The 16,010-nt window shown below is 35.4% G+C and carries 13 protein-coding genes; all 13 read right to left on the reverse strand.

Annotated features, from left to right (window positions below; genetic code table 11):
- Positions 1–189 precede the first annotated feature (189 nt).
- Entirely contained in the window at positions 190–5,781 is a 5,592-nt protein-coding gene (locus tag FD724_RS41690) for an FkbM family methyltransferase (RefSeq protein WP_179072283.1), read from the reverse strand.
- Positions 5,782–6,067: 286 nt separating this feature from the next.
- Positions 6,068–6,763 (reverse strand): PIG-L deacetylase family protein, encoded by a 696-nt coding sequence (locus tag FD724_RS08400; protein ID WP_256874490.1) that lies wholly within the window; start codon positions 6,761–6,763, stop codon positions 6,068–6,070.
- Positions 6,763–7,380 (reverse strand): bifunctional 2-polyprenyl-6-hydroxyphenol methylase/3-demethylubiquinol 3-O-methyltransferase UbiG, encoded by a 618-nt coding sequence (locus FD724_RS08405; RefSeq protein WP_179072284.1) that lies wholly within the window; start codon positions 7,378–7,380, stop codon positions 6,763–6,765. The genes FD724_RS08400 and FD724_RS08405 overlap by 1 nt, the downstream gene beginning before the upstream one ends.
- Positions 7,381–7,454: 74 nt before the next feature.
- A complete protein-coding gene (locus tag FD724_RS08410; RefSeq protein ID WP_218651509.1) occupies positions 7,455–8,138 on the reverse strand; it encodes a TylF/MycF/NovP-related O-methyltransferase in 684 nt (227 codons plus the stop codon).
- A gap of 46 nt (positions 8,139–8,184) precedes the next feature.
- Complete coding sequence (locus FD724_RS08415) at positions 8,185–8,892, reverse strand: WbqC family protein (RefSeq protein ID WP_179072285.1); 708 nt, start codon at positions 8,890–8,892, stop codon at positions 8,185–8,187.
- The gene (locus FD724_RS08420) at positions 8,889–9,929 is read right to left on the reverse strand and encodes a DegT/DnrJ/EryC1/StrS aminotransferase family protein (RefSeq protein ID WP_179072286.1); all 1,041 of its coding nucleotides are present in this window, start codon (positions 9,927–9,929) and stop codon (positions 8,889–8,891) included. The genes FD724_RS08415 and FD724_RS08420 overlap by 4 nt, the downstream gene beginning before the upstream one ends.
- Positions 9,901–10,371 (reverse strand): DapH/DapD/GlmU-related protein, encoded by a 471-nt coding sequence (locus FD724_RS08425; RefSeq protein WP_218651510.1) that lies wholly within the window; start codon positions 10,369–10,371, stop codon positions 9,901–9,903. Before FD724_RS08425 ends, FD724_RS08420 begins: the two co-directional genes overlap by 29 nt.
- Positions 10,368–11,420: an N-acetylneuraminate synthase family protein gene (locus FD724_RS08430; RefSeq protein ID WP_179072287.1), complete on the reverse strand. Its 1,053-nt coding sequence runs from the start codon at positions 11,418–11,420 to the stop codon at positions 10,368–10,370. Before FD724_RS08430 ends, FD724_RS08425 begins: the two co-directional genes overlap by 4 nt.
- Positions 11,417–12,454 carry a UDP-2,4-diacetamido-2,4,6-trideoxy-beta-L-altropyranose hydrolase gene (gene pseG / locus FD724_RS08435; RefSeq protein WP_179072288.1) on the reverse strand — a complete coding sequence of 346 codons (1,038 nt, stop codon included), beginning with the start codon at positions 12,452–12,454 and terminating at the stop codon, positions 11,417–11,419. Before pseG ends, FD724_RS08430 begins: the two co-directional genes overlap by 4 nt.
- Positions 12,451–13,089, reverse strand: a complete 639-nt coding sequence (locus FD724_RS08440) for a pseudaminic acid biosynthesis-associated methylase (RefSeq protein WP_179072289.1) — start codon at positions 13,087–13,089, stop codon at positions 12,451–12,453. Before FD724_RS08440 ends, pseG begins: the two co-directional genes overlap by 4 nt.
- Positions 13,079–13,816, reverse strand: a complete 738-nt coding sequence (locus FD724_RS08445; protein WP_179072290.1) for a cytidylyltransferase domain-containing protein — start codon at positions 13,814–13,816, stop codon at positions 13,079–13,081. The genes FD724_RS08440 and FD724_RS08445 overlap by 11 nt, the downstream gene beginning before the upstream one ends.
- Positions 13,813–15,018: a UDP-4-amino-4,6-dideoxy-N-acetyl-beta-L-altrosamine transaminase gene (gene pseC, locus FD724_RS08450; protein ID WP_256874491.1), complete on the reverse strand. Its 1,206-nt coding sequence runs from the start codon at positions 15,016–15,018 to the stop codon at positions 13,813–13,815. Before pseC ends, FD724_RS08445 begins: the two co-directional genes overlap by 4 nt.
- Positions 14,976–15,965: a UDP-N-acetylglucosamine 4,6-dehydratase (inverting) gene (pseB, locus tag FD724_RS08455; RefSeq protein WP_179072291.1), complete on the reverse strand. Its 990-nt coding sequence runs from the start codon at positions 15,963–15,965 to the stop codon at positions 14,976–14,978. The genes pseC and pseB overlap by 43 nt, the downstream gene beginning before the upstream one ends.
- Between the last annotated feature and the right edge of the window lie 45 nt (positions 15,966–16,010).

Consider the following 16,010-nt stretch of genomic DNA (forward strand, 5'->3'; position numbering starts at 1 on the left):
TATTTATGTAAATCTTTAAGATAGAGTAGATGGTTGATTAATCAAGCTATTTGCTTTGGCAGGAATGCGAAGTAGCAGAGCTTATCACTGAATATTTGCCAAATTCCCAAACAGAGAAATTTCTAAAGAATATTTATAGTGACACTAGATTAAAACACTTTGGTATTCTCAACAGCAATATTACTCGTGTTAATAAGTAGGATATATATTTGAGCCTTGAATAAAATCATTATACTCAGATGCTATTTGTGTAATAACATAACTATATTTTTCTGGAAAAGCAACTATATCTGTATAATAAAAAGTATTATTCTTAGTATGAATATTGTTAAATAGATACTCATTAATTTGCTCTAAGCATTGAGATGAACATCCATAAAACAACGGATTACCAAAATTATCTATAACGATATATTTTGTATAATTTATACTTTCTAGCTTTTTAAGTAAATCTTTCGCAAGCTCTATGTCTTTTAAGGATGAAATCTCATTTTCCCAATAAAGTATTGGACTATGTTCTTTGATTATACTCAGAGAGGATAGTAGAATTTCAAAGTCAAATCCATCAGTATCAGTTTTTATAAGTATGCACTTACCTAAATTTGACTTTTTAATAATTGATTCTAACGAATCTGATTTCAAAACTTTAGTTTGACTTTCTACTGCTCTTGCTGTACCTCTATTTTTTACCAGTTCTACATTTTGGAAATTGTTTCCCGATACAAAAGAATTTACAAAAACAATTCTTTGGTTATATTCTGAAAGGTTATGTTCCATAATACCAAAGAATTCTTCATCTGCTTCTATACATATAATTGGATTTAAGCAATATTGCAGCAACAGGGCTGTTGTATCACCAACGTTTGCTCCAATGTCAACTATAAAATCTTGATTGTTTGGTAAATATTTAGCTAGAACGCCTATAAATTTATCATATAGTCTAAACCTATTCTGATAATGTGGCAAAACATGATCGTAAGGAAGAGTTATAGGAATTTCTTTAATATTGTAAGTAATAATTTTTTTTGTTAATTGGTATTTAATTTGTTTTTCTTGCTTCAAAAAAATATTTAGTTGATTGCTTAAATTCTCTATTTGACAAGAAGATACCTTAGCTACTGAAACTTGTGCTAAAGCTTGTTGATCCTCATGTTCTAAAACAATTCTGGCATTTATACGAGCTAGTAAAGCTTCCCACTGAATATCAGCCAAGTTTTCTAATAGAGAAATTTCTAATCCTTCGGTAACGTCTAAATCTTCCTCTACCAAAAGATTCATAATCACACTAGATAAAAACAGTTCAGCATCCTCTCCAGGAATGTTACCAGTATCGATAAGTAGGGTAGTTTCTTCACTATTAGGATGAGTGGCGATCGCCTTAATAACTTGTTGTAAGTCTAAACCAAGAGACTCTTCCGGTTGTGACCAATCAGGGAAAATAATTAGATTAATTTTATTGAGATTTAAATAAATAAGTGTAGTATTAATTAAAACATTACTGACAGTTTGCGCCATTTTTGACCAAGAAAACTGTTGTGCCTGTACTAAACCTGCGCTAATTAATGACTGACGAGTAGTATATTTTTGCACTTCACAAAGTGCATTTGTCATTTCATGTACATCATCATCATTCACATATATTGCAGCTTCACCTGCAACTTCTGGAATTGAAGCATTAGGACAAGTAATTACAGGACAACCACAAGCCATTGCTTCTAATATAGGCATACCAAAACCTTCATACTTAGAAGGATAAATAAGCGCCACTGCACCAGAGTAAGCTATTGCTAACTCTTCATCACTAAGATACATCAGATGAACGATGCTACCTGATGTATAGGCTCTGAATTCTGGTGGTAATACACCGTCACTTCCTGTAACAACAATATCAAAACCATAGCTACTTGCAAGCTGTGAAAAAGCTTTGAAAAACAAAATACTATTCTTATAAACATTACCAAGGCGGATTAACAGAAAGTAGGGTTTGGTAATACCGTATTTTATTTTAAATTGATGAATATCTTTCTGACTAGCTACTGAAAAGGTTGTATGATCAATCCCATTTTCAGCAATGATTACAGACTCCAAAGAGATTTGTGGAAAGTAGTTTACTAAATCGCGTGCTGTATTTTTTGAAACTGCAATAAAAGCAGAGGCTTGTTTAATTGCATAATTTTTTTCTTGCCAGATGATATGATTTAAGTTTGAACCTATTAGTTCTGCTATCATATCATGAGCCATGAATACAGAAGGTGTAGTAGTCGGCGTTGTATGGTAGGATGAAATAAATAAATCTGCGCCTTCTTCATCGCACACTTGCTGTAGCATTGATCGATCGGAGTCAATATTATCGTAATCATGATATGAGATTGTGCGATATCTAATACCAGGAATTATGGGTGCAGTGCCACCACGGTCAAGCACAACAATATGTTTTGCAAAGCCATTATTAACCCATTCTTCTAACAAGGATTTCCAGACACGAGCAATGCCAGTTTGATAAAGTTGAAAGAAAACACCATCAACTATAATTAATGGTTTTGGTTTTTCAATTTGTGCAATTTGCTGCTGTATTTCATTCGGTTGTAAGAACCGCCAATTATTGCTGCTAAGTTCTTTTTGTGCTATTGGTACTATACCCAATTTTTCAGCATTATCAACCCTTGTTTCATCTCTTACCCATGATAAGTATTCACGCAAAAGAACTGGAAACGTAGTTGCTTCCTGCAAGGTCTGCCACTCATAAGTAGCATTACTGTAACCATAATATTGCTCTTTAAATCGCAATTGTTTTGCTGTTGCATAGGCGAAATGCTGGAAAACTAAACCAAGTTTCTCAGTTTCTTTATGCAAAAAAGGATTAATTGCTGCCACATTTTGATATTGACCATCTAATGAGGTTTCTACTAATACAGGAGGTTCATGTGCTGCCCAAAATGCTCCTGGTTTAAATCTCCAAGTTCTTAGCCACTCTAGTTGAGGATTTTGTGTGTAACAGTTACGAGTACTGATAACTAATTTTTCTCCTACAAAACACCAACACCAATAGAAAGCAGCTGTTTTCTCAGGGTTGCTAATGAACATTTCTCTAGCATCACAAATCTGCTCTAATGTCCACAATTCATCTACATCAACCTGCCATAGCAAACATTCCTCTTGAATGTTGATAAGTGGTGCATTGACCATTTCTCGTTTTCCGTCCCAGAAAACACCCTCTGGTTTTCGGTATATTGTGACTTGAGTCAGGTAAAGTTGCGCTACTTCATCTAGATATTCTGTAGTCCCGTCGTAACTACGACCATTTTTATGGATTTCATCACTGATATTTCCACCTAGTTTCACGCTCCAACTTGTGTCGTGTTTTAAGTCTGCTACACCTTCAACAATATGCCAATGCCATTTAAAAGGAAGATGTTTAAATACTTCAATGTGATACTTAATAAACGGTTGCCCATTTAGGACTATTGTAAAAAAATGAATTGGCAATTCTGGCATTGAGTTATTAACAGCCTTCAATACTTCTAACTCTTGACGAATAACCAGCTTAGGCAGTTCAAATTTACAAATATTATCACTATTAAAAACGTATTCAAATAAGTATTGAGCAGCTTGATTTTCTGGTATTGTTCTGACTTCTTGTAGAATTTCTCTGAGTGTACTCTTTCTAAGTATTCCAAATGACAACACACTAAGCGGAATTTTGACTAGTGGAAGTACTTCTAATGCTTGTGGATATGTAATGTTTCCCTGGCGGAATACAAGTTTTTCTTGCTTATTGAATACCCCAGAAATAAATACGCCATCCTCTATTCTGTTTTCTACAGTTGATAGCCACCCCCCTGTAAAAACTCCATTTATATCTTGAGAATCTGTAGATGTTAGGATATCAATGGCTGAGGATATAAATGATTCATCATACTGAGTATAGTTGTTAGCGATAAGTATATAATCTGCTACTATATTTTCTGTTAAAGATAAAATAGAGTCTATGATAGTTTGATAATTGCTTAATTCGCAATCATTAACTTCATATATCACTATGTTTTTATATCGAGATTGATGCAAATAATCAGAGGGAATTTGACTTTCAATGGTTGATGAAGTATTGTATTTTAGATATACAATAGCTACTAAACAAATATCTGGAACTAAATTATTATGATAATTTAAACTCTGTTCTCTTATGAGAATTTTATGATTTTCTATTTCTTGCAATTCTTGCTTGTAAAAATCTTCTTCTTGTTCTGGTAATCGATTATCCAAATCGTTGCTAGGTAAATTTTCAAGGGAAGAACCTAGCATAATTCTGTTACAAACTTTATCTAAGGTTGGATCATTACCTGGCTGCAAATCATCTAAACTTTCAAATCTCAAGTCGTGGGAATAAAAATTCTTTATACCAATTGAGCGAAATTTATGAGAAAATTTAAAGAAGTAAGCATTCGTAAAGCGATAAAGTCTCTTTAAATCTTCTGATGTTAGTTTAGATGAATCTTTCAATAGGTTATCAACGAGTTGATTTAGATATTCAATACTAGTGTCTTGAATAGTGTATCGTGAGGCTTTTTCATAGGATGAAGTTGCTAATGTTGCTGTTGGTACACCTCTAGCGATCGCTTCAATTGCCACTGTGCTAAAAAAAGCGATCGCTGCATCTGTATGCCAAAGCAATGTATAAGAACTTAATTGCTCCGAAGGCATTACAACGCGGACATTTTCTGGTAGAGAAAATACCTGTTGATAAGCTTTTGATAAAGAATCTGTTTCTATTGGAGTATCTTTATTACCTCCTATATAAGGATGATGACGAATTACTAAGTATTCATTTCTATTTTTAAATATTTCTATTAAATTGGTAATTATATTAAATTGCTCAGTAATTCTTGCTCTATCATCTAATGCTGCTAATTCATCTTCACTTGAGCTAAATACTGCAAAAATTTTAGCCTCTAAAGGTATTCTTAATTGACGACGAATATCTATATGATTTGTTGGAAAATTATAAAATGATGGCCAGTTCATATCCAAGCCATATTCACGATTTGTGAAATAATTCTTGGTTTGTGCTAGTTCTTCATTAGTTAGTGTTGTATTTTGCCAATTTTTTACACAATTTAAAAGCGGCTGTGTATTCAATGTAGTAGTATTATCAAAAAAGATAAAGCTATCATCAATCCAACCTCTTTCGTGAGTTATGACATCGATTTTTAGCTGACGTGCTACTTCAAATGCAATGCGATATGGAGCAAATCGTCCATTAAATAAAAATAGATTACTTGGTTTATAATTATTAAATAGTCTAATCAGTGCATTATAAGTCACTAAACCATCGATTAAATATTTTCTATGGACTCTTTGGATGTGATTACTAGCTAGTCCTGTAACAGATGTACGAAAGTGTGTATAAATAGTTGAAGTTACCCATTTACCAATTGGTAAGTCATTATATTGAGCATTATTATAATTTTCAGGACTGACTGTTTTTATCCAATTGTTAGCAATGGTGTAATCATCATTTTCAAGAAAATTGCGTATTTGTGTGTATGGTAGACTAAATAAATCTTCAAAAAAGTTTTTGCCTACTTTATAACAGCTTTTGCATAATTCTTCGCTGCTATTAAACCTTGTAATAGCGCAGTCATTGTAAATGCCGTCACAACCTACAACCAAAACTTCACAGTCACGAAGTTGTAATGCAGTAGCTACAACAGCATCCAGTTGGTTATGAATTAACCACAAACCATACGGAGAAAAGAAAAGAACTTTCTTTTTGGTAGACATAGCGTTGATTTACTTCCTAAAAAAATATTTTAGTGATGTGAAAATATCTCCCATTTCCATGACTGGAGTAATGCAAAGCGATCGCCTATTAACTCAAGCAATCTAACGCTATATTTACTATGTATCCAAGGGGAATTTTACTGAGAAATTCTTCTAGATTTACGCTAACCGCAAAATTACTTCTGTGAATTCACGGTGATTGCAGGATAGCAAGCCTTTGTAAAAATTTAAATCTACCACTTAGAGTTATGACTACAACAGCAATACCTCACCTTCACTGCCTCAACTAACTCAGTCTTCTCCCTAAGATAAATGCCTCAGCAGCTTCGACACCTACACTAGCACCACGCCAGTGAGCTAGATGCTCTAAAGCCGCAATAGAACGAGCATGAGGCCAAGGACGCATCTCAGACTCATAAGCTGCTAATGCCTCTAGTTTCAAACTTAAGGTTTCTGATATATCCACAAACCAGTTAGGGGCAAAGGCAGGTGCTGAACCCGGAGTTTGCCATTCAGTACTAGAAGCAATTTCAAAAAACAGTAGGGTTTTAACAGTACTACCAGGCATCGGTCGAGTAGCAGTTACTACCGCTTGATGAATACGGCAGTGGTCAATATTAACGTCACCAATATGGTGAGTATAAATAATTTCTGGCTGATATTGAACAATTTCTTGTTCTATGACTTTAATTATGTCTAACAAGTCGCAACTGTCCATACGGTTATCAGGGAAGTCATGCAGCGTAAGGGAAGTCACCCCCAAGATTTCACTAGCTTGATGTGCCACTTCAGCCAAAGCTGAAAGCTCATGTTGTAGCTTTTTGCGATCGCGCTGTGGAGTACGGCTGGTAGCTCCTTCTGCCAAAATGAGAACATGAACAATATCACCTTGCTGAGTGTGTTTAGCGATCGCACCACCACAACCCAGTACCTCATCATCAGGATGAGCAGCAATAACCAGGACTCTTTTTTCTATCAACACTAAACTCTTCTAACCACCAAATTCCAAAAGGCAAGGATATGGTTATCTGTAGGTATATATCTGGCAACTGTTTTATGTTCCATTACTTCTATGGCAAACGCTGCAAACAGTTGCTCTAAATGAGCTTTGTCAGCAAAATGCACACGACCAACATCAGTAAAGTGACCTTCGGTATAGTCTCGACGAGTGTAGATATCTTCGTCAGGTATACCAAGTTGATAATCCGAATCTAAAGTAGAGAACCAGTCAATACCCACATATTTCCCACCGATTTTTAATTTGGCGTATACCAATGCCAAACTATCTTGAATAGAAGTAGTTGTATTGTGAGTTAGTGAACTTCTATCGACTATTAAATCAAATTGCTTGGAAAAAGGAATATCTTTAGTGAAATCACCAACAACAATATTATTTTCTATATCTGGAAACTTTTCTCTCAATTTATCTACGATTGCTGGGCTACCCTCAATAGCGTGATATTGCACTCCCAACTTTTGAAAAAAAGGAATATTTGCTCCAGCACCACAACCCAACTCTAGTACATGAAATTCGGGTTTACTTGGACGAGCATAACGCATTACATAGCTGACCAAATCTGACCATGGCCAGATACTCATCTGATTGTTTTTTTGATATATCTGATCCCATTGCTGTGAAAATCCCATTATTCTTCCTAATATTTGAATAGAGTTTACAGTTGTATAAATGATACATTTGGCTCAAGCTCAAAACATTCAAGTCTATACTTATTTAAATCAAACTTGTTTAGCAAAGCCATAGTTTCACCAGGCCATTGTTCATTATTAACCTCATCAAAGGCTATAATAGATCCCTTTGACATTCGAGGAAGAAAATACTCTAGAGCTGTTAGTGTTGGTTTGTATAAATCAAAATCAAGATAAAGAAGTGATACAAGTAAATGCTTATTATCATTTATATATTGTGGAATTGTTAAATTGGCATCTCCTTTAACTAGTTCCACTTTATTTATATGATTAATAAATCTGTTATCATCATATTCTTTAATGACTTCAGATAACTCTCCATAAGTGTCATAATCTTCAGATAACATACCTACCGTTACTTCTTGATTCTCTCTATCTACTTCTGACACATCTGGAAAACCACAGAAAGTATCAAATCCAATAATTTTTCTATGATAGTTATAGGGTTCCAATGTAGTTGATATTTTTGCCCATGCCATTACACCCCCACCATTATGTACTCCGCACTCAACTATACTACCCTTAATATTAATCTGTTTTTTGAATACTTCGTATTGTGCTAAAAAACATGCTATGTTCTGTCTCCGAACATACTTCGGAAAATTTATCAACTTTTTATCTGTAGAGCAATTTGATTCTTCAAACAACATACCAATTTTTCTCCTAATTAATAAAAAAATGATTGCTCAGTGACTTTTATGTTTGCCTTAATGATGAAGTATTATTCAATAAAATTATTTCTTTGCTCTTCGGTCCTTCATTGAACAAAATATCTATTAAGGACATATATGGCAAAAAATCACCATGTAATTGCTTATAAACAGGATGTTTATAATCTTGAAAATAAACTTCTATGCCATGATTTTTAAATGATTCTATATTAGCATAATCTCTCCCTTGGCTTCCAAATATGTACTTTTGGGCATTTAACTTAACACACATATCAAGTACAAGATCAGACTTGTATCCAGTAAACTCATAGTCACTTGCTTTAATAATTGGTACATTTATATCTAAACTCTTTAGCATAAAAGTAAGAATATCAAAATTTATTTCTGTTAAATATTTATATTCTGTTTTCATAAGAATCACTTCCAGGCTATCAATATATAAATCGAAGTATGCTGATTTTTTGTAAGCTAAATAAATTGATTTAAAGTGCTTTTTATTCCAGCCATCATTTATGATTTTTATATCACATATTTTTTTATTAAAATGATCTTTCGATTCTACAGGAACTGAAAGCCACATTTCACCACTATTTGTTTTAATTTTATTTCTATTGTTATAATCTTTTTTTTGATACTGTACAATATCAAAAATGCAAAAAACGTCAGCTAGTAATATTTTATGTACTAATCCTAACCAAGGTAAATATACAGGTTGATGTGCTGTTAAAATCATAATAAAAAATTTATTTGAGATATTATATATTCAATTTCTTCGTCAGTTAGCAAAGGATATATTGGCAATGATATACTTTCTTTAGCTAAGGTTAATGCATTAGGAAATAAATTATTTTTTCCGAGTAATTCCCAATCTTCGAGTGGCACAATTGCCTTAATTTTCCTAAAATTTAATAATTCAATCATGTTACGAGAGGAATAAGAATTTATTTGTAAAACTGCTCTATATCTAACAGGACATAGTTGAATATTCAACTCCGAAGTTATATCTAAAAGCTTTAATCCAGATTGAATATACCGTTTAAATATCTCCACTCGTCTTGATAAAAAAATAGGCAGTTTACGTAGTTGTACTCTTCCAATAGCAGCTTGTAAATCTGTCATCTTAAAATTAAATCTTTTGTTTTGATCCTGTCTGCAATCAAATTCTCGATAATCTCGGACAGTATCTATTAAAGCCTTATCTTTAGAGATAACCATACCACCTTGACCACCGGAAGTAATTAGTTTAGTAGCATAAAAAGAAAAAATACCTATTTTTCCTTGTAAGCCAACCGCAGCGCCATTGATAGATGCTCCTAAAGCCTGAGCGCAATCCTCTATGATCTCTATATCTTTTAAATTTGAAAGGCATAGTGGCAAACCAAACATATGAGGCACAATAGCAATGTCGGCTCCAGTTTGACTAAGTGCTTGTAAATCAATATTAGGCGTGCCAGGACTTATATCTACCAGTTGCTCTATTGCTCCTATCATAGCTACTGCATGTCTCAAGGAGGAGCAAGTATAAACAGGAAAAGCTACTCGTTTCCCCTGTGCTTGCAATGCCCATAAAGCCATAAATATAGCTGATGTCCCATTGGCAACTGCTACAGCATAACCTCTTGGTAATCCGATAAATTCACAAAACTCATTTTCAAATGCTTCTACTTCATGCCCTTGCGCTACCCAACCTGAGCGAATAACCCTCAGAGCAGCTTGTTCTTCTTCTATACCTAAAGTTGGTTTATTGTGTGGAATCTCTGTCGTTGACATGAAATTGTTTTAGATAATATCCTGGTTTTACCTGCATTGGGTTGCCTATAATTAGTGAATACGGAGGTATTATTGCTTCTTCAACAATTGTTCCTGCGGCAACAACAGAATTATGACCGATATATGCTCCACCTTTAATAACACTATGTGAACCCACGAAAACATTATTTTCGAGTACTATATCCTTGCGCTGTATTTCATCTAGTAAACCAATACATTTTTTGTGAGAATCTGCACAGTTAATTGAAACAAATGATGCAATATCACAATTGTCTCCAATGAAGACTTTAGCACCATGTGCATTTATCTCTGACATCCCACCTATATACACATTTTTGCCAATTTCCGGCTCACCATTAATCCAGACTAATGGATGAAACTGATTGGGCTTAAAACTAGTCAAAAGTGAGAATAATTCTTGAAATTTTGTAATATCTATCACTCGAAATCTCCAAATTTAAGAATATTTCCTTTTGGTATATATTGTGTAGCTTTTAATCCTAAAACTCGCTCTAGAAGGCTTGATGGCAATCCGCTACCTGGTCTTCTCAAACCTATATTACCTGTATGCAATATCTCACCCTCGGCAATATTGTTAAAAGCAACAATACTACGCCTTGCTAGGATTTTCATATCCTCCTCAGCAACAGTTGGTCGAACAATAGCACTCCCCATCATAGAGTAAGACTTTTTGATTGAAGTAACCCAATGTTTCAAATCTATAGGATCTTCAGAAAACCAATGATCTGGCCCCGGCAAGTTACGATCTAGCGTAAAATGTTTTTCAAACAGACAGGCTCCAAAGGCAACAGCTAAAGAAGATGCTATAGCCCCCTGAGTATGGTCAGAAAACCCAAGCGGTATCATTGGGAAGGCTTGCGATAAAGTTTTCAGTTTGAGCAAATTTACATCTTCTGGCGGCGTTGGATACTGAGAAGTACAAAGCAGTAAGATTGTGGGATAACCGTCTAGCGCCCCAATTATACTTAATGATTGATATACTTCTGCCAGATCAGCCATACCACAAGAGACAATCATCGGCAATCCAGTCACAGCATAATTTTTTAACAAAGGCAGATTGACAAAATCATCTGACCCAACCTTAATAGCTGCTATACCTAACTCCAAAAGTAAATCTAAATCAGAGAGATTTTGTGGTGTAGATAAAAATAGAATATCCTCCTTATCACAGTTTTCTTTAATTAAAAACCATTCACTCCGAGATAATTCATAACGTCGAAACATCTCTAGCATCGATTCAGTGATTTGTTTATTCTGGGATTGGTAAGTATAGGTTTGACTCGGATCACCAACAAGTTCATCAGCCTTGAAAGTCTGAAACTTGATAGCATCAGCACCTGCTTCTTTAGCAACCCGGATCATTTGTAACGCTTTTTCAATATCTCCATTATGATTGATACCTACTTCAGCAATAATGAAAGGCTCATAAGTACTGCCAATTAGACGATTGGCAATGTTAACTACATTCATCCTTTTGCTCCCGTTAATATGGGTAATATTCGGGTAATGCCATAACCATCGATCAATTTCTGACCCTTTTGGGTAATTTCCATCCTGACTTGCTTTGCTAAGAGTAATTTTTTAATTTTTTGCGCTATGTCTACTTCTGAAATATCTTCATGCCACCCTAGATTAACAGCCACATTGAGATTGGCTAGTTTTTCGGCAATATCTCGCTGATTATCTGCCAAAATTAGAACAATGCTGGGTAAACCCATAAAAGCGAGTTCCCAAGATGTAGAGCCACCAGCAGCGATCGCCACATCAGCCCAAGCCATGAGATCGGGCATATTCGTTACATTTCTTTCTAGACGGATAGGAAACTGCAACTTTTGACTAGCCGATCGCAGTTGCTCATAATGCGGATTACTTCCTCCAACTACAACAACTACTTCTAGCCCTTCCACTTCTACTTGTTGCAATCCTTGAATTACCTTGAGAGTTACATTATTTGGATCTGCACCACCTAGTGTAACTAGTAACTTCTTAGCTATTGGAGGCAGCGATCGCTGCCATCCTCGCCACTGCCAAAATTCCCGTCGCAAAAGGCTATAGCTTGTACCAAGTAACAATTGAGTATATGGCTGTCGATTTATATACAATCCCTCATCAGCATGAATATTTTGATTTAAAATAATGTCAGCATGGTAATGTTTTGCATGTCCATAATCATCAATAAATAAAAGTTTTAGCTCAAATTCCTTGATGATTTCTTGATACTTAGCACCGAAATAGTAGCCATCTACCACAACCCAACTCGCATTAAACTGACGTGCTAGTTTTGCTGTTTCTTCAGCATCTTCAGTACTTCCAAGCTGAATCGGCAGGTGGATAACTTCCATTCCCTCCGACTTTAACCGAGTTTTCAAATTTGCTGCTTCCGTCGCCATAACAAAAATTGCCTGACCACCTGCATCTTGCCAAGCCTGAGCCAAAGCCAGACAGCGCATTACATGACCTGTACCTATTTGTGTTGATGCATCTGCCCGAATAAATAGTTTCATTTGCAACCAGTCTTTTCTAATAAAAACCAAGTTACATCATCCTGTGGAAATTGATTATCGCGGTGATAGACAAAACCATAATCTAATAGATGTAAATCATCAAATTTATCAAGCATCTCACCTGCAAAGTCCCGCTTAAATAATTTACCCTGATGACCACGATAATTTACCTCTACAGGTGTGGAATTATAATATTCTGCAATACAAATATAACGATTGCTAACTTGATAAAGTAGTTCATATACCTTCGGAAGCATATCTGAACTGATATGTATCAACACTCCCTTAACAAGAGCTAGATCATATTTACAAACAGGTACAAAGTCAAAAATTGACTGGTGGTAAACCTTATAATTATTATGTAGTCGCAATTTTTCTACAGCTTTTTGGTTAATTTCGACTGCTGAAATTTCTACTCTAGGAATAAGTTCTTTAATTGCCTGTAGATTAAGACCTATATTAGCACCAAGCTCAATTAGCGATTGAATAGAGTTAGTTCTTGAAAGGATTTTTGCAAATAGTGAAATATTGCTAGCATCGGAAATATCTTCCTGATTTCTATTGATGTATTCATCGCCAAAGCTACCAACCCAAAATTCTTCTTGTTCAGTTCTAAAATCAGAGTTATTTACCATATTGTTTTTGTTCCACATGTGCGTTAATTAGTAGCCAATCAGGATACTGTTTAAGTAAATCCAAACAATCCTCCAAAGTAAAATTTGGAAATTTAGGATAAAGCGCTTCAATAATTCTTTTGATAAGTTCAAAATCATCTGTTGTATCCACTGTCCAGCGATGTAAACTTTGATTTTCTGAATAAACTACCTGAGTCAATCGATAACGTTCAGGCTGCATATTAATGAACGGAGTAACATGCTCTCGATCGGGTTGTTCTGTTGCTTCTAAAAATGCCTGATGTAATGCTATAAAAGAAAAAACCTCAGTATCCATTCCTCGTGGGTAACTTCTCTCTAAACAGTTAGAAACATAATCATATTTATATCTATAATCCTGATAAAATTGAATTACTTTGTCAATCACTTGTGGATCAATAAGCGGGCAATCGGAGGTGATCCGAACCACTACATCTGCATGATGCTCTTTAGCCGCGCTATGATATCTGGCTAGGACATCATTTTCTGAACCTCTAAAATATGCTACTGAAAGGCGATCGCAAAGTTCAATGATTGGCAAATCTGTACTATTGATGGTAGTAGCAATTACAATTTCATCAGCCAACTTGACTTGCTTTAATCTCTCAATCTGATATTCTAATAAAGGCTTATCCAATACCTTTTTGAGTACTTTTCCAGGAAGGCGAGTTGAAGTCATTCTTGCCTGAACAATAATTACAGTTTTCATGTCAGGCTCTCTCTTAGCGGAATTACTACTTTATCCTGACTCTCTTCATTTAGCCCATAATATAAGGGGATAGTAATAGCTTCCTCGTAGTATTGCTCAACCTTTGGAAAGTCTCCTAATTGAAAACCTAATTTTTGGTAGTAAGGTTGTATATGAACTGGAATGTAGTGCAAATTCACACCAACTCCTGTGCTGCGAAGTTCTTCAAATATTTGTCGATGAGTTTTATTAATCTTATCCAGCTTGAGCCGAATTACATATAAATGCCAGCTAGATTCAGAATCAGGGTGTTGCCAAGGTAATATGAGGGGTAAATCTTGTAGTAGCTGATTATATCTTTGAGCTATCAACTGCCGACGTTCCACAAATTTATCTAGTCGTTGCAGTTGACTAGCACCCAATGCTGCTTGGATATCTGTCATCCGATAGTTGAAGCCTAGTTCTAGTTGCTGATAATACCAAGAACCGTGAGATTCTCCTTGCATTAAATCTGGATTGCGAGTTATGCCATGACTTCTTAATCTAATCAATCTCTGATACAATTCATCCTGATTTGTAAGCACCATACCGCCTTCGCCAGTCGTGATAATCTTTACTGGATGAAAGCTAAAAACCGCCATATCGGAAAATTGGCAGGAACCAATAAAATTTCCCTGATAGCTTCCGCCAATCGCATGAGAAGCATCTTCGATAATTTTGAAACCATAACGCTGTGATAAAGCAGCAATTTGTTCCATCTCACAAGATTGTCCTGCAAAATGCACGGGTATTAATATTTTGGGCAAACAACCTTGCTTTTCTGCCTCAGCTAACTTACTTTCTAATTCATCTACGCTCAAATTGTAGGTATTTGGGTTAATATCAACAAAATCAACCTTTGCCCCACAGTAAAGTCCACAATTAGCTGAGGCAACAAAGGTATTTGGTGATGTCCATAGAATATCTCCTTGTCCCAAACCAGCAGCAAAGCAAGCAATATGCAATGCAGCTGTCGCACTAGAAACCGCTACGGCATATTTTGCTCCACAATAGTTGGCAACAGCTTGCTCAAATCTCTCTATAGCTGGGCCTTGAGTAATCCAGTCTGAGCGTAAAACTTCAATTACAGCATCAATATCTTCTTGATTAATATCTTGCCTTCCATAAGGAATGTAGTCACTCATTGCTTTAGCATATTGAGTAATTGGAAACCTTTTAGCCATTCTGTATTTATCTCTGAGCTATACTCAAAACCTTCAGAGATAGAGACTCCTTTTTCACTTAAAGCGTTACAGGAGTAATCCACAGAATGAGTATATTCAATAGTTGGTTTAATCACATAATGATCGGTAAACTCCAAGACTAAATGTGAAGCTTCAGAAGAAAACATGGCTTCATGTAATTTTTCCCCTGGTCTAATGCCAACAACTTTAATTGGGACTCCCGGTGCAAGTGTTTCAGCCAAATCAATAATTTTCATTGAAGGAATCTTAGGTACAAATATTTCTCCACCATGCATTCGTTCAAAACTGTTAATTACTAAATCTACACACTGTGGAAGCGTAATCCAAAAGCGGGTCATGCGCGGATCTGTAATGGGAATCTCTGGAGATTTTTCTTGAATCAGCTTTTGAAAAAAAGGCACTACTGAGCCTCTTGAACCAACAACATTACCGTAGCGAACTACAGAAAACCGAGTTCTCATTGTCCCAACAATATTATTAGCTGCAACAAAAAGTTTGTCAGCAGCTAGCTTGGTTGCACCATAGAGATTAATTGGATTAACTGCCTTATCTGTTGAGAGGGCAATCACCTTTTCTACTTCTTGATCGAGGGCGATATCAATAACATTATTTGCCCCATGAATATTAGTTTTAATACATTCCATTGGGTTGTACTCAGCAGCAGGAATATGCTTGAGTGCCGCAGCATGAATTACATAATCGACACCCCGCATTGCCAGACGTAGCCGATCGCGATCGCGCACATCTCCAATGAAATAGCGCATCACTGGTGCATTAAACTCCTGCGCCATTTCGTACTGCTTCAGTTCATCCCGTGAATAAACTATGACTTTCTGAGGTTGATATCGGCTAAGAACTGTTTTTACAAATTGCTTGCCAAAGGAGCCTGTACCACCAGTAATTAAAATAGATTTGCCGTTAAACATCTTGTATTTATTTTTAATCTCAAAATTAATGATTTTCCAAAAATA

The organism is Nostoc sp. C057 (assembly GCF_013393925.1).
Taxonomy (GTDB): Bacteria; Cyanobacteriota; Cyanobacteriia; order Cyanobacteriales; family Nostocaceae; genus Nostoc; species Nostoc muscorum_A.

Coding starts and splice junctions, on each gene's coding strand:
- pseB (WP_179072291.1), bottom strand. CDS start 15,965: ATGTTTAACGGCAAATCTATTTTAATTACTGGTGGTACAGGCTCCTTT.
- FD724_RS08410 (WP_218651509.1), bottom strand. CDS start 8,138: ATGTTGTTTGAAGAATCAAATTGCTCTACAGATAAAAAGTTGATAAAT.
- FD724_RS08440 (WP_179072289.1), bottom strand. CDS start 13,089: ATGGTAAATAACTCTGATTTTAGAACTGAACAAGAAGAATTTTGGGTT.
- FD724_RS08420 (WP_179072286.1), bottom strand. CDS start 9,929: ATGTCAACGACAGAGATTCCACACAATAAACCAACTTTAGGTATAGAA.
- FD724_RS41690 (WP_179072283.1), bottom strand. CDS start 5,781: ATGTCTACCAAAAAGAAAGTTCTTTTCTTTTCTCCGTATGGTTTGTGG.
- pseC (WP_256874491.1), bottom strand. CDS start 15,018: ATGGCTAAAAGGTTTCCAATTACTCAATATGCTAAAGCAATGAGTGAC.
- pseG (WP_179072288.1), bottom strand. CDS start 12,454: ATGAAACTATTTATTCGGGCAGATGCATCAACACAAATAGGTACAGGT.
- FD724_RS08445 (WP_179072290.1), bottom strand. CDS start 13,816: ATGAAAACTGTAATTATTGTTCAGGCAAGAATGACTTCAACTCGCCTT.
- FD724_RS08405 (WP_179072284.1), bottom strand. CDS start 7,380: ATGAGTATCTGGCCATGGTCAGATTTGGTCAGCTATGTAATGCGTTAT.
- FD724_RS08415 (WP_179072285.1), bottom strand. CDS start 8,892: ATGATTTTAACAGCACATCAACCTGTATATTTACCTTGGTTAGGATTA.
- FD724_RS08430 (WP_179072287.1), bottom strand. CDS start 11,420: ATGAATGTAGTTAACATTGCCAATCGTCTAATTGGCAGTACTTATGAG.